Annotated in this window: 13 protein-coding genes; 8 read left to right on the forward strand and 5 right to left on the reverse strand. The window is 45.9% G+C overall.

Features of this window, described 5'->3' with window-relative positions:
* The first annotated feature begins 123 nt into the window (after positions 1-123).
* From BMX95_RS22540 to BMX95_RS22575, 8 genes are all read left to right on the forward strand, one after another.
* Positions 124-3,360, forward strand: coding sequence for a SusC/RagA family TonB-linked outer membrane protein (locus BMX95_RS22540; RefSeq protein ID WP_081197706.1), 3,237 nt, complete (start codon positions 124-126; stop codon positions 3,358-3,360).
* A 27-nt stretch (positions 3,361-3,387) separates the two neighbouring features.
* Positions 3,388-4,920, forward strand: coding sequence for a RagB/SusD family nutrient uptake outer membrane protein (locus BMX95_RS22545; protein WP_081197705.1), 1,533 nt, complete (start codon positions 3,388-3,390; stop codon positions 4,918-4,920).
* Positions 4,921-5,005: 85 nt separating this feature from the next.
* The gene (locus BMX95_RS22550) at positions 5,006-6,196 is read left to right on the forward strand and encodes an oligogalacturonate lyase family protein (protein WP_081197704.1); all 1,191 of its coding nucleotides are present in this window, start codon (positions 5,006-5,008) and stop codon (positions 6,194-6,196) included.
* 118 nt (positions 6,197-6,314) lie between these two features.
* Complete coding sequence (locus BMX95_RS22555) at positions 6,315-9,221, forward strand: glycosyl hydrolase (protein WP_081197703.1); 2,907 nt, start codon at positions 6,315-6,317, stop codon at positions 9,219-9,221.
* Positions 9,222-9,238: 17 nt separating this feature from the next.
* The gene (locus BMX95_RS22560; protein ID WP_081197702.1) at positions 9,239-9,673 is read left to right on the forward strand and encodes a nuclear transport factor 2 family protein; all 435 of its coding nucleotides are present in this window, start codon (positions 9,239-9,241) and stop codon (positions 9,671-9,673) included.
* Positions 9,674-9,848: 175 nt separating this feature from the next.
* A complete protein-coding gene (locus BMX95_RS22565; RefSeq protein ID WP_081197701.1) occupies positions 9,849-11,969 on the forward strand; it encodes a hypothetical protein in 2,121 nt (706 codons plus the stop codon).
* Between the two features lie 227 nt (positions 11,970-12,196).
* Complete coding sequence (locus BMX95_RS22570) at positions 12,197-15,898, forward strand: DUF4450 domain-containing protein (protein ID WP_081197700.1); 3,702 nt, start codon at positions 12,197-12,199, stop codon at positions 15,896-15,898.
* Positions 15,899-15,957: 59 nt separating this feature from the next.
* On the forward strand, positions 15,958-18,795 hold the full coding sequence (locus tag BMX95_RS22575) for an outer membrane beta-barrel protein (protein ID WP_081197699.1): 2,838 nt from the start codon (positions 15,958-15,960) through the stop codon (positions 18,793-18,795).
* A gap of 62 nt (positions 18,796-18,857) precedes the next feature.
* Here BMX95_RS22575 and BMX95_RS22580 read toward each other — a convergent pair whose 3' ends face one another.
* From BMX95_RS22580 to BMX95_RS22600, 5 genes are all read right to left on the reverse strand, one after another.
* Positions 18,858-19,940 carry a T9SS type A sorting domain-containing protein gene (locus tag BMX95_RS22580; protein ID WP_081197698.1) on the reverse strand — a complete coding sequence of 361 codons (1,083 nt, stop codon included), beginning with the start codon at positions 19,938-19,940 and terminating at the stop codon, positions 18,858-18,860.
* A gap of 234 nt (positions 19,941-20,174) precedes the next feature.
* Positions 20,175-21,305, reverse strand: a complete 1,131-nt coding sequence (locus BMX95_RS22585) for a redoxin domain-containing protein (protein ID WP_081197697.1) — start codon at positions 21,303-21,305, stop codon at positions 20,175-20,177.
* A gap of 151 nt (positions 21,306-21,456) precedes the next feature.
* The gene (locus tag BMX95_RS22590) at positions 21,457-22,521 is read right to left on the reverse strand and encodes an endo-1,4-beta-xylanase (RefSeq protein WP_081197696.1); all 1,065 of its coding nucleotides are present in this window, start codon (positions 22,519-22,521) and stop codon (positions 21,457-21,459) included.
* Positions 22,522-22,569: 48 nt separating this feature from the next.
* Positions 22,570-25,452 (reverse strand): glycosyl hydrolase 115 family protein, encoded by a 2,883-nt coding sequence (locus tag BMX95_RS22595; protein ID WP_081197695.1) that lies wholly within the window; start codon positions 25,450-25,452, stop codon positions 22,570-22,572.
* A gap of 89 nt (positions 25,453-25,541) precedes the next feature.
* Positions 25,542-26,282, reverse strand: coding sequence for an SDR family NAD(P)-dependent oxidoreductase (locus tag BMX95_RS22600; protein WP_081197694.1), 741 nt, complete (start codon positions 26,280-26,282; stop codon positions 25,542-25,544).
* Positions 26,283-26,742: the final 460 nt, after the last annotated feature.

The raw sequence follows: 26,742 nt of genomic DNA on the forward strand, positions 1-26,742 counted from the left end.
TTGCCGGAATTGTAAATCTGACGATTAACAATACAAGACAGGATGGAACAGGACGACTGTTGCAACAGCAGCCCCTAATTTTATTCTAATCAGGCGATTGTTAACTTACTAAATAGTGCCATTATGAGAGTTCAGCAACTTCAACCCAAAGGTATTTGGTTAATACCTCTATTACTTCTCTTCACAGTTTTTCAAGCAAGATCACAAAATGGTATCGTTGTAAAGGGTAAAATTACCGACGAAAAAGGTAATGCAGTCCCCGGCGCAACTATACAGGTAAAGGGTACAGATAATAAAACCCTTGCCAAAGAAGATGGTTCCTTTTCTATTACCGTAACAACTGGCAAAGAGACACTTATTATTACTTCTGTAGGCTTTGCCAAAAATGAAGCTCCTTTAAATGGTCAGTCCACCCTGGCCGTAAGCCTGATTAGCGAAAAAAGTACGCTCGAAGATGTGGTGGTTGTAGGTTACGGTACTGCCCGGAAAAGAGATATCACCGGAGCCGTATCTACGTTTAGCGCAAAAGGCATAGAAGAAAAACCCATTGCGCGGGTTGATCAGGCCCTGATAGGCCAAATGCCTGGTGTGCAGATCAAACAACAAACCGGTATGCCTGGCCAGGGTTTTAGCGTTCAGGTGCGGGGTGCAGGTTCTATAGGGGCCGGTACCGAGCCCTTGTATGTTATTGACGGATTTCCGCTAGATATGACGGCCCAGCAATCAAACGGCGGCTTTGTGGGAAATCCACTCAATAATATCAATCCCAATGATATTGAAAGCATCCAGGTGTTAAAAGATGCAGCAGCCGGCGCCATTTATGGTTCACGGGCGGCAAATGGTGTAGTGATCATCACAACCAAAAGAGGACAATTAGGAAAAGCCAGAGTAACAGTGAACGCTTATGCTGGCGCCAGCAAGGTGGCTAACAAACTGGATGTGTTAAGTCCGGAAGAATGGATTGCCCAGGCTACTGAACTGGCCAACTATAAATGGGTGACTTCAGTAAAGGATGGCAGCAGAACGGCTTCGCAAACCAATGCACAGCGTGCTGCTATACTTAAGTTAGCGCCTGGTGTCATCAACAACACTTATATGACAGATGACAGATGGACACAGCCTGGTCACCCGGGTTTGCAGTTTGTTGACTGGCAGGATGAGGCATTCAGGACCGCTAATTTTCAAAATTATGAAGTGAGTGCAAGCGGCGGTACTGATAATGTGCGCTATTTCTTCTCAGGAAATTACCTGAACCAGCAGGGTGTTTTAATAAACTCCGGCTATAAGAACTATTCGGCCCGGGCGAATATGGAAGTAAATGTGAGTAAAAAATTCAAGCTGGGCCTTAACCTGGCGCCTTCTTATTCCGAAACCAATTCGCCACAAGCTGAGGGTAAAGACAACCAGTTGATGAAATTATTCAACATGTCGCCCATAGTGGAAGATACGGCAGGGATATACTCCGGCGCCGGGAAGAATGCGGTGTATGGATGGGCAAGCTCCACCCCCAGTCCGGTAGCGGCTTTACAGACTTCGTCTAACCTGTTTAAGAACACCCGTCTCCTATATTCCATGTATGGTGAATACCAGATCATGAACGGGTTAACTGCGAAATCTACACTCAATTACGACGAAACAAACAATAGTAACAAACGGTATCTCTCGGATTTTGCTGGTGGTAACATCTCTGACTTTCTTAACAGTCCTGGTAAAAGGGCATCAGGTACTTATGCCGGATTCAGAAAGCAGAATTTTGTAAATGAGAACACGGTAACGTATAATAAAACGATCGCCGATGACCATACCATTAATGTAGTAGGTGGTTTCGCCTATAACTATGTTCATACGGAGAATTACACGTTGGGAACAATTGGTGGTAATGGTTTTGCCCTCGGGGATATTACTACACTCAATTACGCAACGGTGGCCAGCAATGGTACAGTAACCGGTAACACCACTGAAAGCAATAATACATTGGTTTCGATGTTTGGCAGGGTACAATATGCCTTTACTGATAAATACCTGTTGCAGGCAAGCCTTCGCCGGGATGCGTCTTCCCGCTTTGGTGAGAACTACAGATGGGGTACCTTCCCTTCGCTGTCATTGGGCTGGCGGGTTTCAGAAGAAAAATTCATGCGTAACCTTAATTTCGTGAATGACCTGAAATTAAGGGCGAGCTGGGGTCAGGCTGGTAACAACTCTATTGGCGATTACAGCAGCCAGCAATTATACACGCTCGCAATCTATAATTTTGGTGGCAACACCCCAGTGGCGGCCAATGGGGTGATCCCAAAATCAATTCCCAATCCTGATGTAAGATGGGAAAAGGCCAATACCTATGATGTAGGTTTTGATGCCACCCTGTTCAATAACCGTATCAATGTGGTGGTTGATGCTTATGTTAAAAAGAACACCGACCTTCTGCTGAGTATACCAGTAGTTGCTCCTTCCGGTTTCTCTAATTCACTGAAGAACCTGGGATCGGTTGAGAACAGAGGTGTGGAGCTGGCCCTGAATACGACCAACATTTCCAAACGTGATTTTCAATGGACAACCAATTTCAATATAGCTTATAACAAAAACCAGGTTACTGCATTGGGTGACGATGGTGCCGATATCAATATCACCACCAATGGACTGGGTGGTAATCCGCCTTTCCTGTTAAGCATTGGTAAACCCATGTATAGCTATTACCTGGTGCAAACCGATGGTATTCTTACACAGGACGACATCAACAATCCCAAAGTGGCCAAACTGAAAGGACAGGTTGTTGGTGATGAAAAATATGTGGATGCGCATCCCGATGGGATCATCGATGCACAGGACAGGGTAGCAGCTGGTCAGCCTTCGCCCAAGTTTACTTATGGTATGACCAATAATTTCAAGTATAAAAACCTGGACCTGAGCATACAGATGTACGGACAAAACGGTGGTACCATTTATTCATTCCTGGGTCGCGCAATCGATAACCCCGCTAACGGCCGTGCTACCAACTTAGGTGTTTGGAGAGACCGCTGGACAGCTGAGAACCAGAATTATAATGCTCCACGTGGTAGCATCGGTTACAATTATACGATCCCTCTGTTTACCACTGACTGGCTGTATTCTTCCAACTTCTTCCGGATCCAGAATATTACCCTGGGTTACAATTTGAAAAAGTATATCAAGGCCAATGCCATCAGCAATGCACGGGTATATGCTTCTGTGCAGAACGGGTTTATGTGGAGTAAATACAAAGGCGGTGTAAACCCCGAAGCGTCAAATACCAATGTAGGTGGTGGTAGTTTTCCATTGCCCGGCGACTATGGCGCTATGCCTTTAAACAAAACCATTACAGTTGGTGTAAACGTAAGCTTCTAAGTGTTCATCTTTAAATTGGCTATTACAATGAAACGAATAACATACCTCATATTTTTAGCTTCAATGGCAGGAATCACTTCCTGCAGCAAGCAGCTTGATCAGGAACCTGTTTCAGATATTTCAGTCACCTCCCTGTTTCAGAATGCGAATGATTTTCTGCTGGCAACAAATGGTGCTTATTCCAAATTGAAAACAGTTCCTACGAACTGGATGTGGATGGAGGAGATGCGTTCAGACAACCTGAATGTGACTACAGATGGTAACCGCGATTTTCAGGGCATTAAGAATTTTTCACCCAACCTTACCACAACCGGGTTTATTGTAAATGCCTGGCAAAACAATTTCAATGGTATTTCCAATGCGAATGTTGCCCTGGATGCTATTGCAACAAAAGGCCCCGATTATTTATCGCCGGCACAGATCACCAGGTACACTGCTGAATGCCGCTTCATGCGTGCCTTTTATTATTTTGACCTGGTGAAATATTATGGAAGGCTGCCGATTGTAGACAAGCCTTTATTGACGGATGAGTTTGGGAAAATTCCAAGATTTTCGTTGGACAGTGTATACAAATTTCTTATTGCCGATTTTGAATATGCTGAGGCTAACCTGCCTGTAAGCTGGCCTTCCGCTGATGTGGGACGCGCCACTTCACTGGCGGCAAAAGGAATGCTTGGGTTGGTATATATGACAAGATCCGGCCCTGTTCTTCCTAGTGGTCCCGGTCTTAACAGTAATGAATGGACCAAAGCGCAATCCTATTTCGACCAGGTAATCAGCAGCGGGAAATTTACTTTTGCTCGTACCTATCCCGAGATCTTTTCTTACACGAACGAAAACAATAAAGAGGTAGTGTTCGATGTTCAGTATGCGACTTCCATCAATGGCGCTGATTTCCCCAGCCAGCTGGTTCCGGATTCTTATTGGGGTGGCCCGGGCCTGGGCACTTCGTATGGCAATGGTTATGGCAGCGCCAACTATAATGTGAGTGCGAATATGACACAATCCTTTAGGAACAGTGCGGGCGCCGGTGTGATTGATATAAGAGATACGTTCTCAATAAAAAAAGCTTTTGTTACTACTACAGCCGCCAATGCCCCCCTTGATACTACGCGCCCCTTCATTAAAAAATACTTAAATGTAGCTCTTAAGGGTAAAGACCGCGCCGACTGGCCAGTCAACTTTATTGTACTGCGCTATACAGATGTATTGATGATGAAAGCAGAATGTATTTTACATGGAGCGCCGGGTCCGGCGGATTATGCCGACACCGTGGTGAGCTGGGTACGCACCAGAGCCGGGGTGCCCGCTGCTCCTGCCAAAGTAGACCTGCCTTATCTGATGGAAGAAAGACGCCGTGAGTTTTTGGGTGAGGCCATTCGCTGGAATGACCTGGTACGTGAAAACATGTTTGTTACAACAATGAATGCATGGCGCGCAAGCGATGCGCTTACTAGTACTATTCAACAAGTAATACCTGAGTACTCCGTATATCCAATACCGCAAGCTGACATACTTGCCAAACCTGGGTTATACGATCAGAATCAGGGTTACTATTAATAGACATTAAAACTTATTAAGTCCGAAAGATGTATGCAACGAAGTAAAACTTCCTTACGTCTTTCGGACTTTAAATTGCTACTATATGAAAGTGATATCATTTGCATTTTTTTCAGCACTTTGTTTTTCTGCCTCCGCACAACCCGTAATGGAAACCGGCTCCCAAAAGCCAATGCCTGAAACCTGGATCGATGCTACCACCCACCACACTGTAGTACGGCTTACCAACAAACCTGGTAACAATGCCAGCTTTTATTTTCACAACAACCCGTTCGTTGGTAATAAAATGGTTTTTTACAGTACCGATAGTACGAATGGCCGTCAAATGTATACCGTTGATCTGAACACCCGTAAACTGGAACAGGTTACCCATCAGGCATCCCCTATGAATGGTGAGATCCTGGCCACCAAAGGGCATAATGTTTATTACCAGATGAAAGACAGTGTGTTTGTAACTAATGTAGACAGCAAGCAAACAAAACTGATCTATGTTTTCCCGGCAGATTTTAAAGCAACCGTTGCTACAGTAAATGCGAATGAAACCTTATTAGGCGGTTATCGCAGTTCCGATGCCGAAAGAGAGATCTACAGACTGAATCCTGAGAAACACGATTACTTCAATAAAATATACGAGGCCCGTTTGCCCCGTACCCTGTTTGTTATTGACATCAATAGCAAACAACTGAAACCAATCTTTACAGACAGCGCCTGGCTGAATCATGTGCAGTTTTCCTCAACAGACCCCAACTTACTGATGTTTTGTCATGAAGGTCCCTGGCATAAGGTTGATCGCATTTGGACCATCGATGTGCGCGATGCCAATAAAGGCAAAGTACAACTCATGCACAAGCGTACCATGGAAAATGAGATCGCCGGTCATGAGTGGTTCTCATCCGATGGTAAAACCATTTGGTTCGATCAGCAATTGCCACGGGGTACTAATTTCTATGTTGGTGGGGTGAACGTAAAAACACTGGAAGAGAAAAAGTATAAACTGGACCGCAACGAATGGAGCGTTCACTTCACCACTTCACCAGATCAGAAATTGTTTGCCGGTGATGGCGGCGACCCCGGCCAGGTAGCCAAAGCACCCGATGGCATGTATATCTATTTGTTTACCCCCGAAGGTGATCATTTTAAAGCCACCAAACTGGTGAACATGAAGCACCACAACTACAAACTGGAACCCAATGTACATTTCTCACCCGATGGGAAGTGGATTATTTTCAGGGCAAATTTCGAAGGTCAGTCAGAAGTCTATGCAGTTAAAATATAATTAACTATTTTGTCAATTGGTTTTAAGTCTCATTCAATGCGCAAGCCGCAATAGGGTAGGGTTTATTACTTAATGCTTGCGCCTTTTTCTTAATATAATACATATTCAATAAAACCAGATGATAAAAAGATTGATCTGCATCCTTACTTTGTCCTTTGTTTTAATAATTGGGAAGGCCCAGATAAAATGGCCGGCTGTTAACGCGGTGACCAAACCCTGGGCCCGCTGGTGGTGGCCGGGCAGTGCGGTAAATACAAGAAGCCTGAGTGCCAATATGACCCAGTATGCGCAAGTGGGTTTGGGCGGCCTGGAAATAACGCCCATTTATGGCGTGGCCGGTTATGAATCTGAGTTTATCGATTATTTATCGCCTCAATGGATGCAGGTTTTCTCTTATACGCTGCAGGAAGCCAAACGATTGAATATGCAGATTGATATCGCAACCGGTAGCGGCTGGCCGTTTGGCGGCGGTCCGCTCATTGGCGATGCAGAAGCGTGTAAGGATTTTGAATACAAAACCTGGACGGTAAAAGAAGGCCATGGTATCAGGGAATCGATAGAATTTGAGCAACAACCCTACCTCAATGCTATTGGTAATACCATCGCCGATAAAAAAGAATTATATCCCCCGGCAGGAACAACGGGTCCTAACATCCTGGCCATGCTGAAGGAAAGCCAGCATGTTACAAACGTTAAAAAACTGGAAGAGCCGGTGTATGCAAACAAAAATTTGCAGGCACTGGCTATTGACCAGTTAAAATATAAAAAGAACCTGCCCCTGCAGGTAGTAATGGCATACAGTGATGATGGAAAGGCCATCGATCTCACAGCACAGGTAGATGCAAAAGGTAACTTAAACTGGAAAGCGCCCGCTGGTACCTGGACGGTATATGCCCTGTTTATGGGCTGGCATGGTAAAATGGTAGAGCGGGCCGCCCCCGGCGCCGAAGGCAATGCGATCGATCATTTTTCTGAACAGGCATTGAACAAATACCTGAGCCGTTTCGACACTGCCTTTGTAGGCGCCGACCTGAGCCAGTTACGTGGTTTCTTTAATGATAGCTATGAAGTGGATGATGCGCACGGACAAAGCAATTACACGCCCGGCTTTTTTGATGAATTCAATCACCGCCGCGGCTACGATCTTAAACTGTTCCTACCACAATTATTAAAAAAAGAGCGCGACGAAACCAGTCTGCGCGTGTTATACGATTATCGGCAAACCATCGCCGATCTGTTGCTGGAAAAATTCACCATGCCCTGGCACCGGTGGGCGCAGGAAAAAGGAAAAATAGTGCGTAACCAGTCGCACGGTTCGCCTGCCAATATTTTAGATTGTTATAGTGTGGTTGATATTCCGGAAACCGAAGGCAGTGAATTGCTGCGGTTCAAATTCGCTGTATCTGCTGCCCATATTCTGAACAAACCCCTGGCATCGGCAGAAGCTGCAACCTGGTTGAATGAGCATTTCAAATCAACGCTGGGAGACGTAAAAACTGTGGTTGACAAATACTTTCTCGGTGGTGTAAATCATATTGTGTACCATGGCATTTGTTATTCGCCGATCAACGACACCTGGCCGGGCTGGTTGTTTTATGCAGCCGTACATTTTCAACCCATTCATCCGTTCTGGAAAGACTTTGGCACATTAAATACTTATGTAACCCGTTGCCAGTCGTTCCTGCAAAGCGGTAAACCCGATAACGACATTTTATTATACTTCCCTTTCAGTGATCATAATTCTGAACCTGGCCGCGACCTGTTGCATCATTATGATGGCATGAAGGGTTTTGAAAATACCGATTTTAACAAGGTCGCGGAAGACATGCTGGCAAAAGGCTATGCATTTGATCTTATTTCAGACAACCAGTTACAAAAGGTAACAGCAAGCGGCAGTGGGTTACAAACACCCGGAGGCGCTTACCGTACCATTGTGCTGGCTAATACGAAATACCTGCCGTTGCCCACGCTGCAAAAGCTGGCTGATTTGGCAAAAGCCGGTGCTACCATTCTTGTATACAACAATTTCCCCAGCGGTGTACCCGGTTATGGCCAACTGGCAGAAAGACAACAACAGTTTACCAATATAACCGCTGCATTGAAATTTGCAGGCGAGGGTGCTTTACAGAAAGCCACAACCGGCAAAGGCTCCTTTATAAAAGGGAACGATATCACCGCCTTATTGCAGGCGGCCAACGTATTTCCTGAGCCCATGTATGGAGCAGGATTACAATGCATTCGCAGAAGCATTCCCGGCGGTAACTATTATTTCATAAGCAACGCTACAGAAAACATCGTTAATGAATGGGTGCCCCTGGGTAGAAAAGCTGCCAGCGCCATTCAGTTCGATCCTATGACGGGACAAAGCGGTGTAGCAAAAACTAGAGTGAAGAATAACAAACTGGAAGTATATGTGCAGCTGGAACCCGGTGGAAGCTGTGTGTTGCAAACAGCCAATAAAGCCCAAACCGGTAAGCCATATTCATATTATACCCTCGCTGGTAAAAGCACCGAGATAAAAGGGAACTGGCGTTTGTTTTTCATGATGGGCGGCCCTGATTTACCAAAACCTATTTCAGTTCCTAAATTGGGTTCTTGGACAGAGATCCCTGAGCCTTTAGGAAAAGTATTTTCAGGAACAGCCCAATACAGCATAGAATTTGCCAAACCTGCAGGGGCTGCGTCAGCTTATGAACTGGACCTGGGCAAAGTGGCCTGGAGTGCTGAAGTGATACTCAATGGAAAAACACTGGGAACCTTACTGGGACCCGTTTATAAAGTAATCGTTCCGGCAGGGTTGGTGAAAGCCACCAACAATGAATTGCTGGTGAGGGTTACCAACGGCATGACCAATCGTATCATTGATATGGAGAAAGAAGGGGCGCCCTGGAAGAAGTTCTACAACGTCAACTTCCCGGCACGACTGGCAGAGAACCGCGGTACCAATGGATTGTTTACGCCTGCAAAATGGGAACCGGAAACCTCAGGATTGTTAGGTCCGGTAACTATTGCACCTTTAAAATAACCTTCAAATACTAGTATATGATCAAACGACTCGTTTACCTTATTGTATTAACCACCGTAATGAATGTTGCCATGGCGCAAAATAAAGAAGAAACTGCCGTGACCGCAGCAGTGGAGCATTTGAAAAAGGCCATGATCGATGGTGATAAAGCAGGCTTGCAGAATATTACCGCCGATCTGTTAAGTTACGGACACAGCAGTGGCAAGATAGAAGACAAGGCAACCTTTGTTGATAATATTGTTACGGGTAAATCAGATTTTGTAACCATCGATCTTACCAATCAGACAATATCCATCTCTGGCGATGCCGCTATTGTACGTCATACTTTATCGGCCACTACCAATGATGGAGGTAACCCGGGCAGTGTAAAACTGAATATTTTACTGATCTGGCAAAAACAAAAAGGACGATGGAAGTTGTTGGCCAGACAGGCAGTTAAAGTTGCTTCTTAGTTTGTAAGTTATTTAGTTCGTTAGTTTATAAGTTATTTAGTTATTGGTTGCCAGTTACCGGTTTCCTGTTACCAGGCCTAAATTTCGATCCCTCTAAAAGTAATCGGAGTTTCCGACTTTTTTTGCCCGGTAACCGGGAACTGGTAACCGGTAACAAAATATACGATTCTCGATTATGAAAAAATGGATTTTAATAGTAGCCGGCAGTATTGTTATATATAGCAGCAAGGCACAGCAGGCCATCAACCGGTTTGACCTGGTAACAAGAAATAACCCGCATGTAGATAAAGCCGATCCGCTGTCGTCCCTGTCTGTAGGAAATGGAAATTTTGCCTTTACTGTAGATGTTACCGGCTTACAAAGTTTTCCCGCCTATTATGAAAAAGGTGTTCCGCTGGGAACACAATCGGAGTGGGGCTGGCACAGCTTCCCCAATACAGAAAATTACAAGCGCGAAGAAACGTTGAAAGAATACGACCTGAACGGAAAAAAGATCACCTATTGCGTTCAGGTAAAAGAACCCGAGCGCAGCCGCAAAGCAGTAGATTACTTCCGCATAAATCCACATCGTTTACAATTAGGTAATATAGGGCTGGAGATCACAAAAAAAGATGGTCAGCTGGCTACTATTGAAGATATCAAAAACGTAGGTCAGGTGCTTGACCTGTGGGGTGGTTGTATAGAAAGCCGTTTTACAATAGATGGAGAATGGGTGAAGGTGGTAACGTATGCGCATCAGCAACAGGATGGCATAGGTGTATATATAACCTCTAAGCTGTTGAAGGAAAAACGCATTGCCATCAAACTGCACTTCCCCTATCCAAACGGGGATTTTAAAGATGCCGGTACTTTTGATGGCGATAGCACCAAACACCAGACTGTATTAAACGATGGCCTCATTCACCGCATCCTGGATACTACCAACTATTACGTGCAATACGGGTTTATGGAACCGGCAAACGTAACCATGCGCCGTAAACATGACATTATTGTACAGCCCATGCCAACTGCCGACAGCGTATTCAGGGCTTCGTTTTATTTCTCGAAAAATAAACCCCATAAGGCTGCCCCTGATTTTGTGGCAACCGCAGCCAACTCTGCCGCTGCCTGGAAAACATTCTGGACAAGCGGTGGCGCAATCGACTTTTCCGGCAGTACCAATGAGCGGGCAAAGGAACTGGAAAGAAGAATTGTATTATCGCAATATCTTACCAGAATACAATGTGCCTCCGATTTTCCACCGCAGGAAACCGGTCTTACCTACAACAGCTGGTATGGCAAACCACACCTCGAAATGCACTGGTGGCATGCCGTACATTATGCATTATGGGGTCGCCCTGAATTAATGGAGAAAAGTCTGGACTGGTATTTCAAGGTGGCCAATGGCGCTAAAGAGATTGCCAAACGTCAGGGCTTTGAAGGGTTGCGCTGGCAAAAAATGACTGATCATGATGGTAAGGAAGCACCTTCTTCCGTGGGCGCTTTTCTCATCTGGCAGCAACCGCATTTGATCTATATGGCGGAACTGGCGTATCGCGCTAAAAAAGATAAAAAGATCTTACAGAAATATAAAGACCTGGTATTTGGCACCGCCACTTTTATGGCTTCGTTCCCCACCTGGGATTCGGTAAATAGAAGATACAACCTCGGCAAAGGACTGATCCCTGCACAGGAATGTTTTGATGCGGTTCGTACCTATAACCCAACGTATGAACTGGCCTATTGGCAATGGGCATTGACCACAGCGCAACAGTGGCGCGAACGCCTGGGCATGCCGCGGGAAAAGAAATGGGATAACATTGTAAAGAACCTTTCGAAATGGCCGCAGGCAAACGGGGTATACCTGGCTACAGAAAGCACGCCCGATTGTTATACCAATGAACGCTATATTACCGATCACCCGGCAGTATTAGGCGCCTATAGCACGCTGCCTGCGTGTGACCGCCTCGATACAACGGTAATGAAGAATACCTACAACCTCATATTGAAAGTATGGAAATGGGAAACTACCTGGGGCTGGGATTTTCCATTGATGGCCATGACGGCTACCCGCCTGCACATGCCCGACAAAGCCCTGGATGCGTTGTTTATGCCGGTAAAAACAAACACCTTCCTGCTTAACGGACATAATTACCAGGACGATCGTTTGACGATCTACCTGCCCGGTAATGGTGGGTTGTTAAGCGCTGTTGCCATGATGTGCGCCGGTTATGATAATAACAAAACCAATAACCCCGGCTTTCCCCAGGACGGCACGTGGAAGGTGAAGTGGGAGGGGTTGAGGCAGATGTTTTAGTTGACGAGTTAACCAGTTGACGAGTTGACGAGTTGACGAGTTGACGAGTTGACGAGTTGACCAGTTGACGTGTTAACCAGTTGAGAAGGTTGAAAAGGGTTGACAAAGTTGATAAAGGCCGGGAAGTTTTCATCTCTGCCTTTTGCCCTCTGCCCTTTGCCCTTCTTGCAGCTTTCTTATGACACCAATTGTCTTTTAATAGCATTCACCCACCAGTATACCCAAGCATGTTCTACAAGTCATTATACTTTATTGCATTTCTGGCTACTATTACTTCTGTAGAGGCGCAATTGGCCAAAAGCAAAGCACCGGTACCGGCTGCAGTAAAGGGCATACAATCAGCTGGAGAACGGATTTTACACTACCAGGCTGAAGGAACAGACTTTGTAACGGTGAATGGGAAAATGCGTTTTAACCGCGCCTTATATGGCACCAATACGGGTTTTAGAATTGAGACCGGAGATTTGCCGGAGTTTGCTTTATACATGCCGGGTATGGGCGGCAATTTTAAACTGGGCCTGATCGCAGGCAATAAAAGTACCTGGATAACAGCAGCGAAATCAATTAAGGCCATCTATCGCCCCGGCTCTATGATGTACGAGGTGAAAGACCCGCTGTTGGGAAATGGCTCCCTGCAAATCACCGTACTGGCGCTGGCCGATACGGAAGGGATGATCATAAAGACCCAGTTTGTAAATGTCAGTAACAAGGTAGCCCTGTGCTGGGTGTTTGGCGGTGCTTCCGGAAAAAAGTTCTCCCGTGATGGTGATATCGGTGCTGATCCGGAGTCATCCTTCTACCTGCAACCGGATTATTGTAAAGACAATACCTATACCATTTCAAAAAACAGCTTTCATCTCTTATACGGCACCGGCCGGGTGTTGACTGAAGATGAGCGGTATGAAATACAATACAAGCCCAAGAACGAATTGCCTGGTGAGATCAATAAAAAGCTAAAGCAGCTCTCGGCTATTGTTCCGCCCACTTCTATCATTAAAGTAATAGACGCTACCCGGCAACAGGACCCGTTGACATTATATCAAAGCAATGCCTCGGCTACGCCGGCCATTGCGGGCAAAATGCCGGTGGTGAATGGCGCGCAGTATTTTTTGATACAACCTGCCGATACAATACAGGTTTCCTACAACAAGCTGGTACAAACTTATAATGAAGCAGAAGCTGCCCGTAAAAAACTGGCTGGTCGCGTTAAAGTAGTTACACCCGATCCCTGGATCAATACACTGGGGGGCGCATTGAGTGTGGCCGCTGATGGCATCTGGGAATCGCCTACGTATATGCATGGCGCAGTTGCCTGGCGGATGCGGTTACCAGCCTGGCGCGGCGCCTATGTGGCGGATGCACTTGGCTGGCACGACAGGGCAAGAACACATTTCAGCAGCTATGCCTTGTCACAGGTAACCACACCTGCAACCGGTCCGGTAGTATTTGATACGGCTTTGCACCTGGCGCGTCAGCTGGAGAAGATGGGCACATCCATGTTCAGCAGCGGCTACATCTGCCGCAATCCCAATGGCGATTTTCGTCCGCACCACTACGATATGAACCTGGTGTTTGTAGATCAGTTGTTAACACATTTTTACTATACGGGCGATACTGCCTATATAAAACAGCAATGGCCATTGCTGCAACGGCATTTAGCGTGGGAGAAAAGAAATTTCGATGCTGATAACGATGGCCTGTATGATGCTTATTGCTGCATTTGGGCAAGCGACGCCCTGCAATACAGTGGCGGCGGCGTTACGCATTCATCGGCTTATAACTACCGCGCCAACACTGTAGCGGCGCAACTGGCACCTATTGTAGGGGAGGATCCCACACCGTATCAAAACGAGGCCAACAAAATATTTGATGCCGTAAACAACCAGCTGTGGCTGCCTGAGCTGGGCTGGTATGCAGAATATAAAGATGCACTGGGCGATAGATTGTTACACCCGGCAGCCGGCTTGTGGACCATCTATCATGCCATCGATGAAAAGCTGCCTGACGGGTTTAAAGCTTTTCAGGCTTTGCGATATGTAGACAAATCCATTCCACACATTCCGGTGCGGGCAAAAGGATTACGTGATACCACCAACTATGTATTGACCACCACCAACTGGCAGCCATATGACTGGTCGCTGAACAATGTGGTACTGGCCGAGAACCTGCATACTGCATTGGCCTACTGGCAGGGTAACCGCTCAGAAGAGGCCTACCGGTTATGGAAAAGCGCCCTGGTTGAAAGTATGTACCTTTCATCGAGCCCCGGCGGGTTTGAGCAGTTGTCGTATTACGATGCCATCCGTGGAGAATTATACCGCGATTTTGCCGATCCCATTGGGATGGCCGGCCGGTCGCTGGTGGAAGGATTGTTTGGTATTACACCCGATGCATTGAAAGATACCCTGGCCATAAAACCAGGCTGGCCTGCTGCCTGGAATTCCGCCGCTTTGCAAACACCGGATATCGCCCTTGATTTTAAAAGAACAGCCAATACGGATCAATATATCCTGAAACCGGCATACCCCCATGCCATGAACCTGCAATTACGGGTACGGGCCTGGAAAGATGCGATTGAATCTATCACGGTGAACAATCAACCGGTGCGCTGGCATGGCGTTACTGATGCCGTGGGCGAACCTGTTGTAGAAATAACAACGGGTAAAGCCAAACAATATACGATCGTTATTAAATGGGCCGGTACACCGCTTCAACCCATGAAGTATGACAGTGTGTATGCCATGGGCTCACAATTAACAGCGGCTACACCAGCAGGTTTTATCCAGTCCATTTTTGATCCGCAGCAGATCCTGCAGAACATCATGTTAACCAGCAACCAGGTGCAGGCAACTGTACAGAGTGCGGCAGGAAATAAAACTGCTTTTATACAATTACGGCAGGGAGAAATGGTTTGGTGGTTCCCGCTTTGCTTTGAAGTAAAACAACCCCTTGAAATTATTGCGAACAGGGAAGGTGATGACGCTGATCTCCATTTCTATATAAGAAACAATGGAGCTGCTGTTGCTGCTAAAATAAAAGTGAATTCATTTGAACAAACACGACAATTGCCTGCGCATGCAACCACCGATGTGATTGAAGTATTAGCGGCTTCGCTGGTGCCAGGCAGCAACCGCGTTCAGGTTGAATGGGAAGGTAACCGAGTAGATACTACCATATTAAACTGGCAGGTAACCGCCAATGCTGCCAGCCGGTTCGAAAAAGTAGATCTTACTAAGTATTATAACGATAAGGTAACGAATATTTTCAGACAGTCGTATTTGTCACCAAGGCCACAGGCGCCCACTTTACAATTACCAACACAGGGAATAGGTAACTGGTGTTATCCGTTGGTGCAACCGGTAATTGACGATGCGGGTTTACGTAAGGCCGCTGTTAACAATGAGATCATGTTGCAGCAACATATTCCGCTGGCAACACCAGCCGATACGCTGGCAAAGAATATTGCGTTCACTTCAAAATGGGATAATTATCCTGATTCGGTGGTGGTGCCATTAGCCGGTAATGCGAGTCATGCCTATTATTTAATGGCCGGTTCAACCAATCCCATGCAAACCAGGCTGGTAAATGGTGAATTACGGGTACATTATAAAGATGGAACAACCGATACGCTGGCCCTGGTGAACCCACAAAACTGGTGGCCCATTGAACAGGATTATTTCATTGATGGTGTTGGTTTTACGACTAGTGCGGCCCGTCCGCTCCGGTTGCAATTAAAAACAGGAAAACTATATACTACGGCTCAGGAATATACTTCACTTAAAGGATTTTCAAACATGGCCATCGATGGTGGTGCAGCTACTATACTCGATATGCGGCTTGATCCCAATAAAGAACTGCAGTCTGTAAGCCTGCATACCATTGCCAATGATGTGGTTATAGGACTAATGAGTGTAACGCTGACACGTTAGGTTCTAATATTTTTTTAATGTCGTGCCACTTTTTAAGATGAACCTCCGTCTTGAGGTGCATGCGGATTTTTACCCTATTTATTCTATTCATTTTTACGGCACAATTTGTTACTGCTCAAAATAAAATAAGCGGTAAGATCGTTGATGGCCAAAACCGGCTGCCATTACCCGATGCAACGGTGACGATTATTAACCCGGTTGACTCAGCTGCCATTGGTTTTGCAGTGGCCGACAAAACGGGTTTATTTGAGATAAAAAACCTGGTGAAAGGAAACTTTGTATTAGGCATTACCTTCACTGGTTATGCGCCTTATACCAAACACCTGAATATTACCCAGTCACAATTTGTGATGGACCTTGATACTGTATTCATGCAACTGGATACCTCCTTGTTGATGGGAGCAGTTGTGGTGACGGCGCCTCCCATACAGATCAAGAAAGATACCATAGAATTCAAAGCCAGCGCTTTTAAAACAAAACCCAACGCAACGGTAGAAGACCTGTTGAAGAAATTACCGGGTGTTGAAGTTGATAAGGATGGTAATATTACTTCACAGGGCGAAGAGATCACTAAAGTATATGTAGATGGGAAAGAGTTCTTCCTGAACGATCCCAAGCTGGCTACCAAGAACCTGTCGTCGGATATGGTGGAAGCCGTACAGGTATTTGATGATATGAGTGAACAGGCCAAGTTCACGAAAATTGATGATGGCAGCCGCAAACGCACCATCAATATAAAACTGAAGAAAGATAAAAAGAAAGGTGTTTTCGGCCGCACCAGCGCTTCTGCGGGTACCGAAGGCCGGTATGAAGGCAGCGGTTCTTTCAGTACATTCAATAACTCGCGTCAGATCTCCATTCTTGGCGGAGCCAATAACATCAACAAATTAGGATTCACCAATAACGACCTGGTTAGTTCCATGGGCGGGATGAGTGGTGGACGAAAGGGCGGAGGTGGCGGCCGTGGTGGTGGCGGTGGTAATGCACCTGCTGCTGCTAATGGAAATACCAAATCATGGAGTGCAGGTATCAATTTCCGTGATGAATGGGGACGCAAATTAAATTTCAGCGGCAGCTATTTTGTGGCAAAAACCAACAACGGCAACTACAGCGAGAACTACCGGCAGAATATGTTTGGCGGAGACTCCTCTTCCTATGTAAGTTCAAAAAGCAACAGCAGCGATATCAATATCAATCACCGGTTGAATTTTAGACTGGAATATACTATTGACAGTATGAACTCAGTGCTGGTAACACCCTCGCTCAATTATCAAAAAGGCACCTCTGATGATAGTTCTACCTCCACTACCCGGGCTGTCAATGCCAGGCTGGATTATAAAGCTATCGATGGATCAACCCATAGCTCCAATACCCGCGATGGGGAAAGCTTTACCAATGACCTGTTGTTCCGTCACCGTTTTCATAAGCCAGGCCGCACCTTTACAATGGGTTGGAACACGGCGGTGAACAACAGCAATGGCAATGGATTTAATTTCTCGCCTTATCATTTCTTTGATTCAACCAAAACGGAATACCGTTTCGACAACCGCCAGCAGATCAACGATCAAACTACCCGTTCTTTTAATAACACCATTAGTTCGTCGGTAACTGAAATGATCGATTCAAGTATCGTATGGGAGTTGAACTATGCGTATACGATCAATAAAAGCAACAGCGATCGCAATGTATTTAATTATGATACTACCAATGCATTGTTCGACCTGGTTGATACAGCCCAAACCAACTATTTTGAGAACCTGTTTACAGCAAACAGGCTGGGGACCAATTTCCGGGTAAAAAAACAGAAGTTCGATTATCAGTTTGGCGGTGCCGTGAATTTTGCCACCATGCAAAACTACACCAGCCGGATTACTGCTGCCGGTAAGGATAGTTCATTTACCATGCGGCAGAGTTACACCAACTTCTTCCCGAACGCCTCTTTTAATTTCAACCCGGCGCCCCGTAAGAACCTGCGGTTTAATTATCGGGGTAGCACGCGTGCCCCAAGCGTAAGTCAGTTACAGAACGTGCGCGATGAAAGCAACCGGTTGAACATTCGCACCGGTAACCCTAACCTGAAACAGGAGTTTACCCATACCTTCAATCTTACTTACAGCACGTTCAACCTGACCAACTTTTTATATTTCAATATGAATGCAGGGGCCAACGTCGTTAACAACAAGATCGTAAACACCACCAGTAAAGAAGCGGAAGGGATCTTGTTAACACGGCCCGATAACCTGAACGGTTCCCAGAGTTTTAATTTCTCCGGAACGGTGGGTATCCCGCTTAAAAAAGTAACTACCGGCCGCCGCAGCCCCGTGAACCTGAACCTTACTTCGTCTGCGCGCTATGGCCGCGATGTGAGCAAGATCCTGGATACCGTTCGTTTCAACTATACCAGCACATTGGGCCAGCGCATTTCATTCAATTATTTTATCCAGGATAAATTAGACCTGCAGGCCAATGCCAACTTTAATTATAACAATGCGAATTACACAACGCAGGGTGCCACGGACTATAAATATTTCGATCAGCATTATTCAATAGATGTTACTTATACGATCTTCAAAAGAATAATGTTCAACAACGATTTTGATTATTATGTAAATACAGGGCGGGCACAGGGCTTTAACCAGGCTATTCCCATGTGGAATGCTTATGTTTCCTGCCTGTTGTTTAAAAAACAGAACGGGGAATTGCGCATCAGCGGTTTTGACCTGTTAAATCAGAATAAAAGCATCAACCGTACGGTGAATGAGTTGTATGTGGAAGATACCTATACCCGCGTATTGCAACGGTTCTTCCTGGTTAGCTTTATGTATAACTTCAAGAATTTCGGAAAAGATATGTTCTCGAGCCGTAGTAGCCGGCAGCGTACCGGTAGAAATTATTAGTAATGCGCCATCTCAATAAGATAAGACCTGTTGGCTAAAGCCTGACAGGTCTTCTTATTTTATTAATCTTTTGCTACACGCAACGTGAGTGAAGAGTCGTTTCCGGTCAATTGAACAAAGTAGATACCTGTTGGTAGTTGTGCAGGGAGATCGTACCGTGTTGGGGTGCTGCCGGCTTTTACCGTGGCTTTATGTACCAGTTGTCCGGCCTGCGTAAATATGGCTAGGCTGGTATACGTATGTTTCTTTGGTAATTGCAGGTACAGGTATTTTTTAACCGGGTTAGGATAGATGGCCACCTTATCCGTGTTTTCGTCATCAGGGCGCATAACCGGCTTGTCAGGAGGGGAGGACAGTACCGTGTTGTACAACGCATAGGCTGCGGAACCACAGCTGGAGTTGGTACCGATAGGCGCCAGGTGATAATCCATACAGGGAGAACAGGTATGGTCTAGAGGATGCGATACAAAGGCTATCTGAGCTTCCGTCGTCATATAAATTTTGGAATTACCTTGCTTTGATGACAGCCACCCACCACCGAAATTACTTTGCATCATACCCCCATGTACTACGAGGTAAGAGGGGTCGGTGCTGGTTTCTGTAAAGAAACCATCTTTGGAAAAGTTGAAAGAAGCGCATAGTTCAATTACTGATCCCTTGCCGATCTTCACCGAAGTGCCGGTTGTACCTGACGTCCAGGCACCTTTGATCTTCATGGCCCCCATATCATAAACGGCTATATTTATGTTGCCCTGTGAAACTGAACCTATAATATCCAGTATGCCGCCACCGCATACGGAAAGGTTGTCGATGGCAGATACAGGTGTCGTATTGCTACCAGTCACGGTCCCTGTTATAATAAGTTTGGCGGTATTCTTTACCCGTATTACTCCGGCCTTATCGAGCGTTATACTGCCTATCGTGACAGTTCCTGACTGTATTACCAGGGTACCATTAACAGTATAGGCGTTGCCGCTTAAATCGGTGGAGGAAGTAATGCAATAGGTAGAACCAGCTGCCAGCGTCGCTGAACTGACTGGCATGGATAAGCTGCCCACTGGGCAACCGCCGGTACATTGAGCAGCTGTGCTGGTATAAACACAGGTTGCTATTAAAAGCAGGTTAAGAGCTTGTATAACTTTCATAGGAACTGGTCTTAAAAGGTATTAGGTTGTGACGAAAATAACCTTCTCTTTTAAGTTCTCAAATAGCAAAACTCCGAATTTGACTTTATTGTTATGTGATGATATTTGGTAATTAGAGTTATACTGTAAGCGTGGTGGAGTGAAGTGGTTATAAGTTAAGAATTGTGATAATGGGAACGTTGATAGGGTTGACAAGTTGATCGGGTTTACAAGTTAACATGTTGACAGTTTAACTTAATAATACCGGCCAATTAACTTATTATCTACAATTAGCTTTTTTATCTCCGCTGCATCTATCGTTCCTTGTTTGCCGTATACGATCTTTCCGCCGGGTTCAACCAGTATGGTGTAGGGCAGGGCACCCGGCCATTTGGGATCTACGGTTTCTATCAATTTGTATTTGTCGTCTATGGAGAACAGATAGTTGGTGTTGGATGCCTGTTGTTGTTGCAGGAATTTTAGTACTTTTTCTTTTTTAGCAGGGTCATCGGCGCTGATGCTGATGAACTCGAAATCGCGCCGCCTGAACATGCGGTTGATGGAAATGAACTCCGGGAACTCGGTAACGCAGGGACCACACCAGGTTGCCCAGATATTGATCAGTCGTAATTTGTCGGAATTGTTGCTGATCAAATCTTTCAACCCGGCTTCATCGATGGTATTTACTGATACCGGTTCTTTGGCCCATTCTTCAAAGCCTTGTTTTACCAGTGATGTTTTCTCGGCCCATTTTATGGAGCAGCCAAAGACCTTGGTGGTTTCAACGGAAACCGGTTCGCCTTGCAACAGGGCGTCGATGGCATCGCGGGTATTGAGTTCCGTGGGTGTTTTGGTGGGCTTTTCTACATTGTCTATACGGCCCTGGTACCGGAGCGTACGGGTTTTGTCGAATATAAATACATGGGGAGTGGCTACAGGTCCGTAGGCTTTGGCGGTAGCCTGGGCATCACCATCGTATAGATAAGGGAAGTTGAAATGTTTTTGTTTGGCCCTGGCCTTCATTTCATCAAAATGATCGCTCATGTCGGAATACCCCAATTCATCTAACCGTACCGATTTGGGGTCATTGGGCATAATGGCCACTACTGCTACGTTTTTGGCGCTGTAGTCTTTGGTGAGTTGAATGATCCTGTCTTCATAGGCCTGGGCCGTTGGACAATGATTGCAGGTGAAAACAATGACAAGCACCTGTGCATTTTTAAAGCTCGACAAGGTATAGGTTTTGCCATCGATGCCGGGCAGTTTAAAATCGGGCGCTTTTGACCCAATGGCGAGCGTTTTGTGTTCGTCGCGAATGTTGTTTACAGGTGCCGCTACTATACATATAGCAGGCAATAGTAATAGGTAAAAAAGCGCGCTTTTCATAAAAAGGTTATTTATTAAAAGGTACGATTTTCTATCAATTCAGAAGCCGGAAGCAGGAAGTAAGAGGTACGAAGTAAGAAGAGCGAAATTCGAGCTCATCTTACTTCTTATTTCCTACCTCTTATTTCGTATGCTTAAGAAACTGAATGGATCAGAACGATACGACTGCGTCAAAGGCTTTCTTCGGTTGCCCATTCTTATCAAACAGCATAGGGTAGTTTTTACGGCCGGGAACCGGGTATTCATCCAACCAGGTATACCGGTCAGAAATGCCCCAGACGGTAATGCCGGTAACTACATTTTTGTATTCCCTGAAAATGCGGAATACCTTTTGGTATTGTTCCAGTTGTTGTTGTTCGTATTCAGCAGTAAAGGCATCATTGTCATCGGCCCGTTTGGTGCGGCGGTTCTTTTCCCAGGGGTAAACAGAGATGTCGAGTTCTGTAAACTGTATTTTCAAACCGAGTGAGGAAAGCTTTTCAATGGTGGTGCGCAACTCATTTTCTGTTGGTTCATATATTGACCAGTGTGCCTGCAGCCCCACACCCATTACCGGTACTTTGGCATCAACCAACTTCTTCAGTAATTGGTATACCCGTGCAGTTTTTCCGGGCCGTTCCGTATTGTAATCGTTATAATATAGAATCGCATTGGGATCGGCTGCATGCGCATATTCAAATGCTTTGGCAATAAAATCCTCTCCGCAGATCTGGTACCAAAGAGAGTTGCGATAGACGTGGCTGCTGTCATCTGCTACCGCTTCGTTCACTACGTCCCAGGCGTATACTTTGCCTTTGTACCGGTTCACTACGGTGGTAATATGGTCTTTCAGGCGTTGGAGCAATACTTCTTTGGTTACATTCTTGCCAGCCGCATCTTTAAACAACCAGTTGGGTGTTTGTTCGTGCCAGCACAGGCAATGACCGCGAACTTTCATGCCATGGTGTTGTGCAAAGTTTACGATGGAATCGGCCCGCGCCCAGTTATACCGGTTCTCCTCAGGGTGAATAGGCCCCATCTTCATATCGTTCTCAGGCGTAATGCTGTTGAATTGTTGAACGATCAATTTTGAATCAGGCCCGCTTAAAGAGCGCAAACTAACCGCTACACCAATAGGAAAGTAGTTGGCGTAATAATCTTTCAGGCCTTTTGTTTGCTGGGCGCATAGCGTGGCGCTTAGGACTAAGGCAACACAGACAAGCGATGTTTTTTTCATGTGCAAGGTTCGTTAGTTATTGAGTTGATAAGTTCCTGAGTTCTTAAGTTATTGTTGCCGCGCCGGCGTTTCTGCCTTCTGCTCTCTGCCTTCTGCCCTCTGAAACGATGGCGGCCCTAAATAACATTGCTTAACGCCGCCCCAGTCAACTACAATTTTCTGCAACACAATACCGGGATCAACTGCCCATATTTTCAATGTGTGTCTTCCTGCTTTTAATAGGTTATGTGTTGAGGTGCTAATTCGAATATTGTCACTCACCGATTGCGCCCAGGCCTTTTCTGAATTATCTGCATGTAAATTGATGATCTGAGGCGTTTGGTTGTCAAATGAAACTGCATACCGTAATCCGGTTGATTCGTTAAACGGCAGGGTAGGGGAGCAATATAACATTACTTTGGTAGCGCCTGAATCGGTAGTGAACAGGTCATATTCAAGGTGTGCGGAAGTTGGTTTTAAACTGGCCGTATGCGGGGAAGTAGGGAAGATGGTCATACCATTACCGGTTCTTCCAATAAAGTCAATGTGCTGCCAACGGGCGTCTTTCTCTTCCATCTTGTTGTTATACTGATCTGCCTCCATAGCAATATGCCCATCACATTCTACTGCAGTTTGATTTTTGAGCCCGGGGATATGTAACTTCTCCAGGATGGCAAAAACAGTCACTTTGTTTTTGTCGGGGCCATTAATGGTGATGGGCACCCGGTGTTTTCCTACCGGAACGGCCGACCATTCCACAAAGAACTGTATCCGTTCTTCTTTTGCTATTTGTCCATTGGTAGCTGATAGATGTAGCCAACTGTTTGTTTCGATGGAATACGTAAATGGTGTGGTGCCACGGTTAAACACATCTATGTATTGCAAGCCTTGTGTTATGTTATTCATGGCCGGCAGGTTAGCTGTAGCTGAATCATTGGGCCATACTGTTTCGGTCCCGGGAATGGAAACTCCCATACTGGCTTTCTCCATGAGGGTAATGGTTTTAACCTCCGGCATTTTATTGACCGGTGGTTGTTGCCAGTAGGTGTAACCGATATGCGTTTGGTCCATCATGTGGTCCCATTTACCATTGGCCATTACTTTGTTGTATTGAATGGTAAGCAGGGAATCGGTGAGGTAAAATTTACGAATGCTGTCTGCCAGGTCATTGGTGGCCGCACGTTCCTGTTTGGCATACAAATAGTTTTTACCGGCTGCTGCATATAATGCATTTAAATTGGCGCTGGCCTTTATGGGAAATAATACCAGTTGATAATATGCGTCCTGGTATTGGGCAGGCAGTGATCGGCCAATTGAATCGGCCATAGCGGTCAGCTTATTGTATTCTTTAACCGCATTTTCCGCTTCCTGGTAATTTACCTGGCTATACGTATCGGGGGACAACAGTTCGGGTTTGCGCCGGCTGTTGTATTGCGTGTATTTTGAAAGCAGGTAACCAATGAGATCGGACCTGCCGTTGTCAAATTGTTGATTAGCCCAATTGGCTGTGTAATCACGGATATGATCGGTTGTGTATTGCGAAGGCGCCCAGGCATAATCCAAAAAGAAGGAGATAGGCAGCTCCATGGGTTTCAGATCGCCTACGTTTACGATCCAGATGCGGTTCACACCATATTCATAGGCGAGGTGCATTTGTTCCCAGGTACGGGCAAGGGTGTTGGTGTTGATCCACTTGTAATTGCGTGGACCACCTACATAATCGAAGTGATAATAAATGCCATACCCGCCAGTGCGTTTGGGTGCATTCCATTTAGGCAGTTTGCGAATATTGCCCCAGTTGTCATCACATAATAACAGGGTGATGTCATCGGGTACCCGCATGCCTTTGTCGTAATAGTCCTGCACTTCTTTATACAGCGCCCACATTTGCGGCGTAGCGGAGGCGTTTTTGCCGGTTACGTTGGCAATGATCTTACGCTGATCGGCCACAATTCGTTCGAGCAGGGCGATATTGCTTTGCTGGCTCATGGGCATATCGCCATCGCCCCGCATCCCTACCGAAACAATGCTTTCATAATTACGATTGCGGCGAATGCCCTGTTCCCAGAATTTTTTTAATTGTACTTCATTGCTGTCGTAATTCCATTTACCGGTACCATATCGCCGCCATTCATCATGTGCACGCAGCATAGGTTCGTGGTGGCTGGTGCCAATTACAATACCGTATTGATCGGCCAGTACCGGGTTCAGGGTGTCATCGTCGTAAAAGGCATTGCCCCACATCGCCGGCCACAGGTAATTGGCTTTAAGGCGAAGCAACAGTTCAAACACTTTCTCATAAAACAAATGATTGAAGCCGCCAAAGGTGGCTTTGCTCCAGCCAGACAGGGCCGGTGCTTCGTCATTCAGGAAAATACCGCGGTATGTTACCCCGGGCGACTGTTGATTTCTGATAGCGCTTTTATACCATAATTCCGGGTTGGTTTTCACTGGTACATCGGCCCACCAGTACCAGGGTGATACCCCCAGTTGTTTCGACAATTCAAAAACGCCATAAGCTGTACCCCTTTTATCGCTGCCTGCAATCACCAGGGCGTTATCAATTCCCGGCCAGGGTTTGCTGACAACCTGCAGCTGAAATGCCTCCCATTTGCCTTTTATAGCGTTTACCTGTAATTTTTTGGTTTGAACCAGCTGGTGGATGAGTGGTGACTGATCGAGCGAACCGATTATGATAATGTTTTTAGCCGATGGGGGAAGGGCTTGCGAGGTATCGGGTTTTGTGCCGGTCACTTTTTCTATATCGGTTTGCAGCAGGGCGGCAGCCTTTTGCACCAGCCAGTGATCGGTGGTACTTACATAAATACCAGTTGCCTTTTTACCGGCCACGATGGGAAAAGCGCCGGTTTCATTTTTGGTAATGATGGCATCCTGTGCAAACAGGCAAAGGGTTTGCATCCAGGCAAGCAATATCAGGAGGATCTTTTTCATATGATGGCGTAAGGGGCTGGGCAGGCGTTTGTAAACCGTGTTACAGTCGTTGGCTGTAACACGGTTGTATATGATCTGTTAGCAATAACTTAAAAACCAATTGAGTTACCACCGTCAACGGGTAATACCACACCGGTGATGTAGCGCGATGATTCGGTAGCGAGGAACAATGCCGCATCGCCAATATCGCCGGGGGTACCCATAACACCCATGGGAGTACGGCCCATCGCTTTGTTTTTACGTTCCGCATCGGCATTAAATGCTTTCGACGTCATATCGGTGGCAATAAAACCGGGTGCAATGCAATTGATGCGAATACCCTGGGGCGATAGTTCCGTTGCCATGGCCCGTGTCATGCCTTCAATAGCTGTTTTAGAAGCCGAGTAGGCAATTACTTTGGGAATGCCATATTGTGCCGCCATGGAGCTGATGTTGATGATGCTGCCTTTTTTATTGGGCAACATGGCCTTTACCACCTCACGGGTCAATGCGAATACGGCTACTAAATTGGTTTGTATAACTTTTAGAAAATCTTCATTGGTCACTTCTATAAAGTCTTTCTTCATATTGATACCGGCGTTGTTCACCAGGATATCGATATGTCCAAACTGCGTTATTACCTGTTTTACCAATGAGGGAATAGCTTCCAGGTCGCTCAGGTCGGCCACAATGGGCACACAAAGGGAACCCAGTTTTTGTTTGGCCTGGTGCAGTTTTTCAGGGTCACGGCCTACAATGACTGTAGTGATGTTGTGCTGCACAAATTTCTCTGTAATGGCCAGACCAATACCAGAACCACCTCCGGTTACTATTGCTACTGTTTGATTCATTATATACTGTATTTAACTTCAATTATTACCTTATTATTTAAGAACCGAATCGCGAAACATTAAATGAGAAACGGTCTCTGCCCTCTGCCTTTTGCCCTCTGCCCTCCTATGTAAAGGGTTTCGCTGCATTCCAGCAGCTGAAAAATGCCACATAGAAGGCTGATATTTTTGATTGTTTACTACATATTTTAATTTTTTACAAGTAGTTTATCACAGCCGGTCAATCTCCTATTAGCAGTCGGCCGGTGGCCGCTGCAGTTTTTTATCAATCCTTAAAGTAATTAATATAAAGCTGCAGACTATTGCAAAGCAATATGTCTCAATTGCAGGCAGAGGGAAGCAGTCTCTATACTTTGTGTGTTTACCTTTCTGTGATACTAACGACTTGAAAGAACTTTTTAACTTTAACTATCAGTCTCAAGGGGAAGCAGGCTCTGCCGGAGGGCAACCTGCCAGCAAT

The organism is Niastella yeongjuensis (genome assembly GCF_900110245.1).
GTDB lineage: Bacteria > Bacteroidota > Bacteroidia > Chitinophagales > Chitinophagaceae > Niastella > Niastella yeongjuensis.

Coding starts and splice junctions, on each gene's coding strand:
- BMX95_RS22540 (WP_081197706.1), top strand. CDS start 124: ATGAGAGTTCAGCAACTTCAACCCAAAGGTATTTGGTTAATACCTCTA.
- BMX95_RS22550 (WP_081197704.1), top strand. CDS start 5,006: ATGAAAGTGATATCATTTGCATTTTTTTCAGCACTTTGTTTTTCTGCC.
- BMX95_RS22565 (WP_081197701.1), top strand. CDS start 9,849: ATGAAAAAATGGATTTTAATAGTAGCCGGCAGTATTGTTATATATAGC.
- BMX95_RS22595 (WP_081197695.1), bottom strand. CDS start 25,452: ATGAAAAAGATCCTCCTGATATTGCTTGCCTGGATGCAAACCCTTTGC.
- BMX95_RS22555 (WP_081197703.1), top strand. CDS start 6,315: ATGATAAAAAGATTGATCTGCATCCTTACTTTGTCCTTTGTTTTAATA.
- BMX95_RS22570 (WP_081197700.1), top strand. CDS start 12,197: ATGTTCTACAAGTCATTATACTTTATTGCATTTCTGGCTACTATTACT.
- BMX95_RS22575 (WP_081197699.1), top strand. CDS start 15,958: ATGCGGATTTTTACCCTATTTATTCTATTCATTTTTACGGCACAATTT.
- BMX95_RS22585 (WP_081197697.1), bottom strand. CDS start 21,305: ATGAAAAGCGCGCTTTTTTACCTATTACTATTGCCTGCTATATGTATA.
- BMX95_RS22600 (WP_081197694.1), bottom strand. CDS start 26,282: ATGAATCAAACAGTAGCAATAGTAACCGGAGGTGGTTCTGGTATTGGT.
- BMX95_RS22590 (WP_081197696.1), bottom strand. CDS start 22,521: ATGAAAAAAACATCGCTTGTCTGTGTTGCCTTAGTCCTAAGCGCCACG.
- BMX95_RS22560 (WP_081197702.1), top strand. CDS start 9,239: ATGATCAAACGACTCGTTTACCTTATTGTATTAACCACCGTAATGAAT.
- BMX95_RS22545 (WP_081197705.1), top strand. CDS start 3,388: ATGAAACGAATAACATACCTCATATTTTTAGCTTCAATGGCAGGAATC.
- BMX95_RS22580 (WP_081197698.1), bottom strand. CDS start 19,940: ATGAAAGTTATACAAGCTCTTAACCTGCTTTTAATAGCAACCTGTGTT.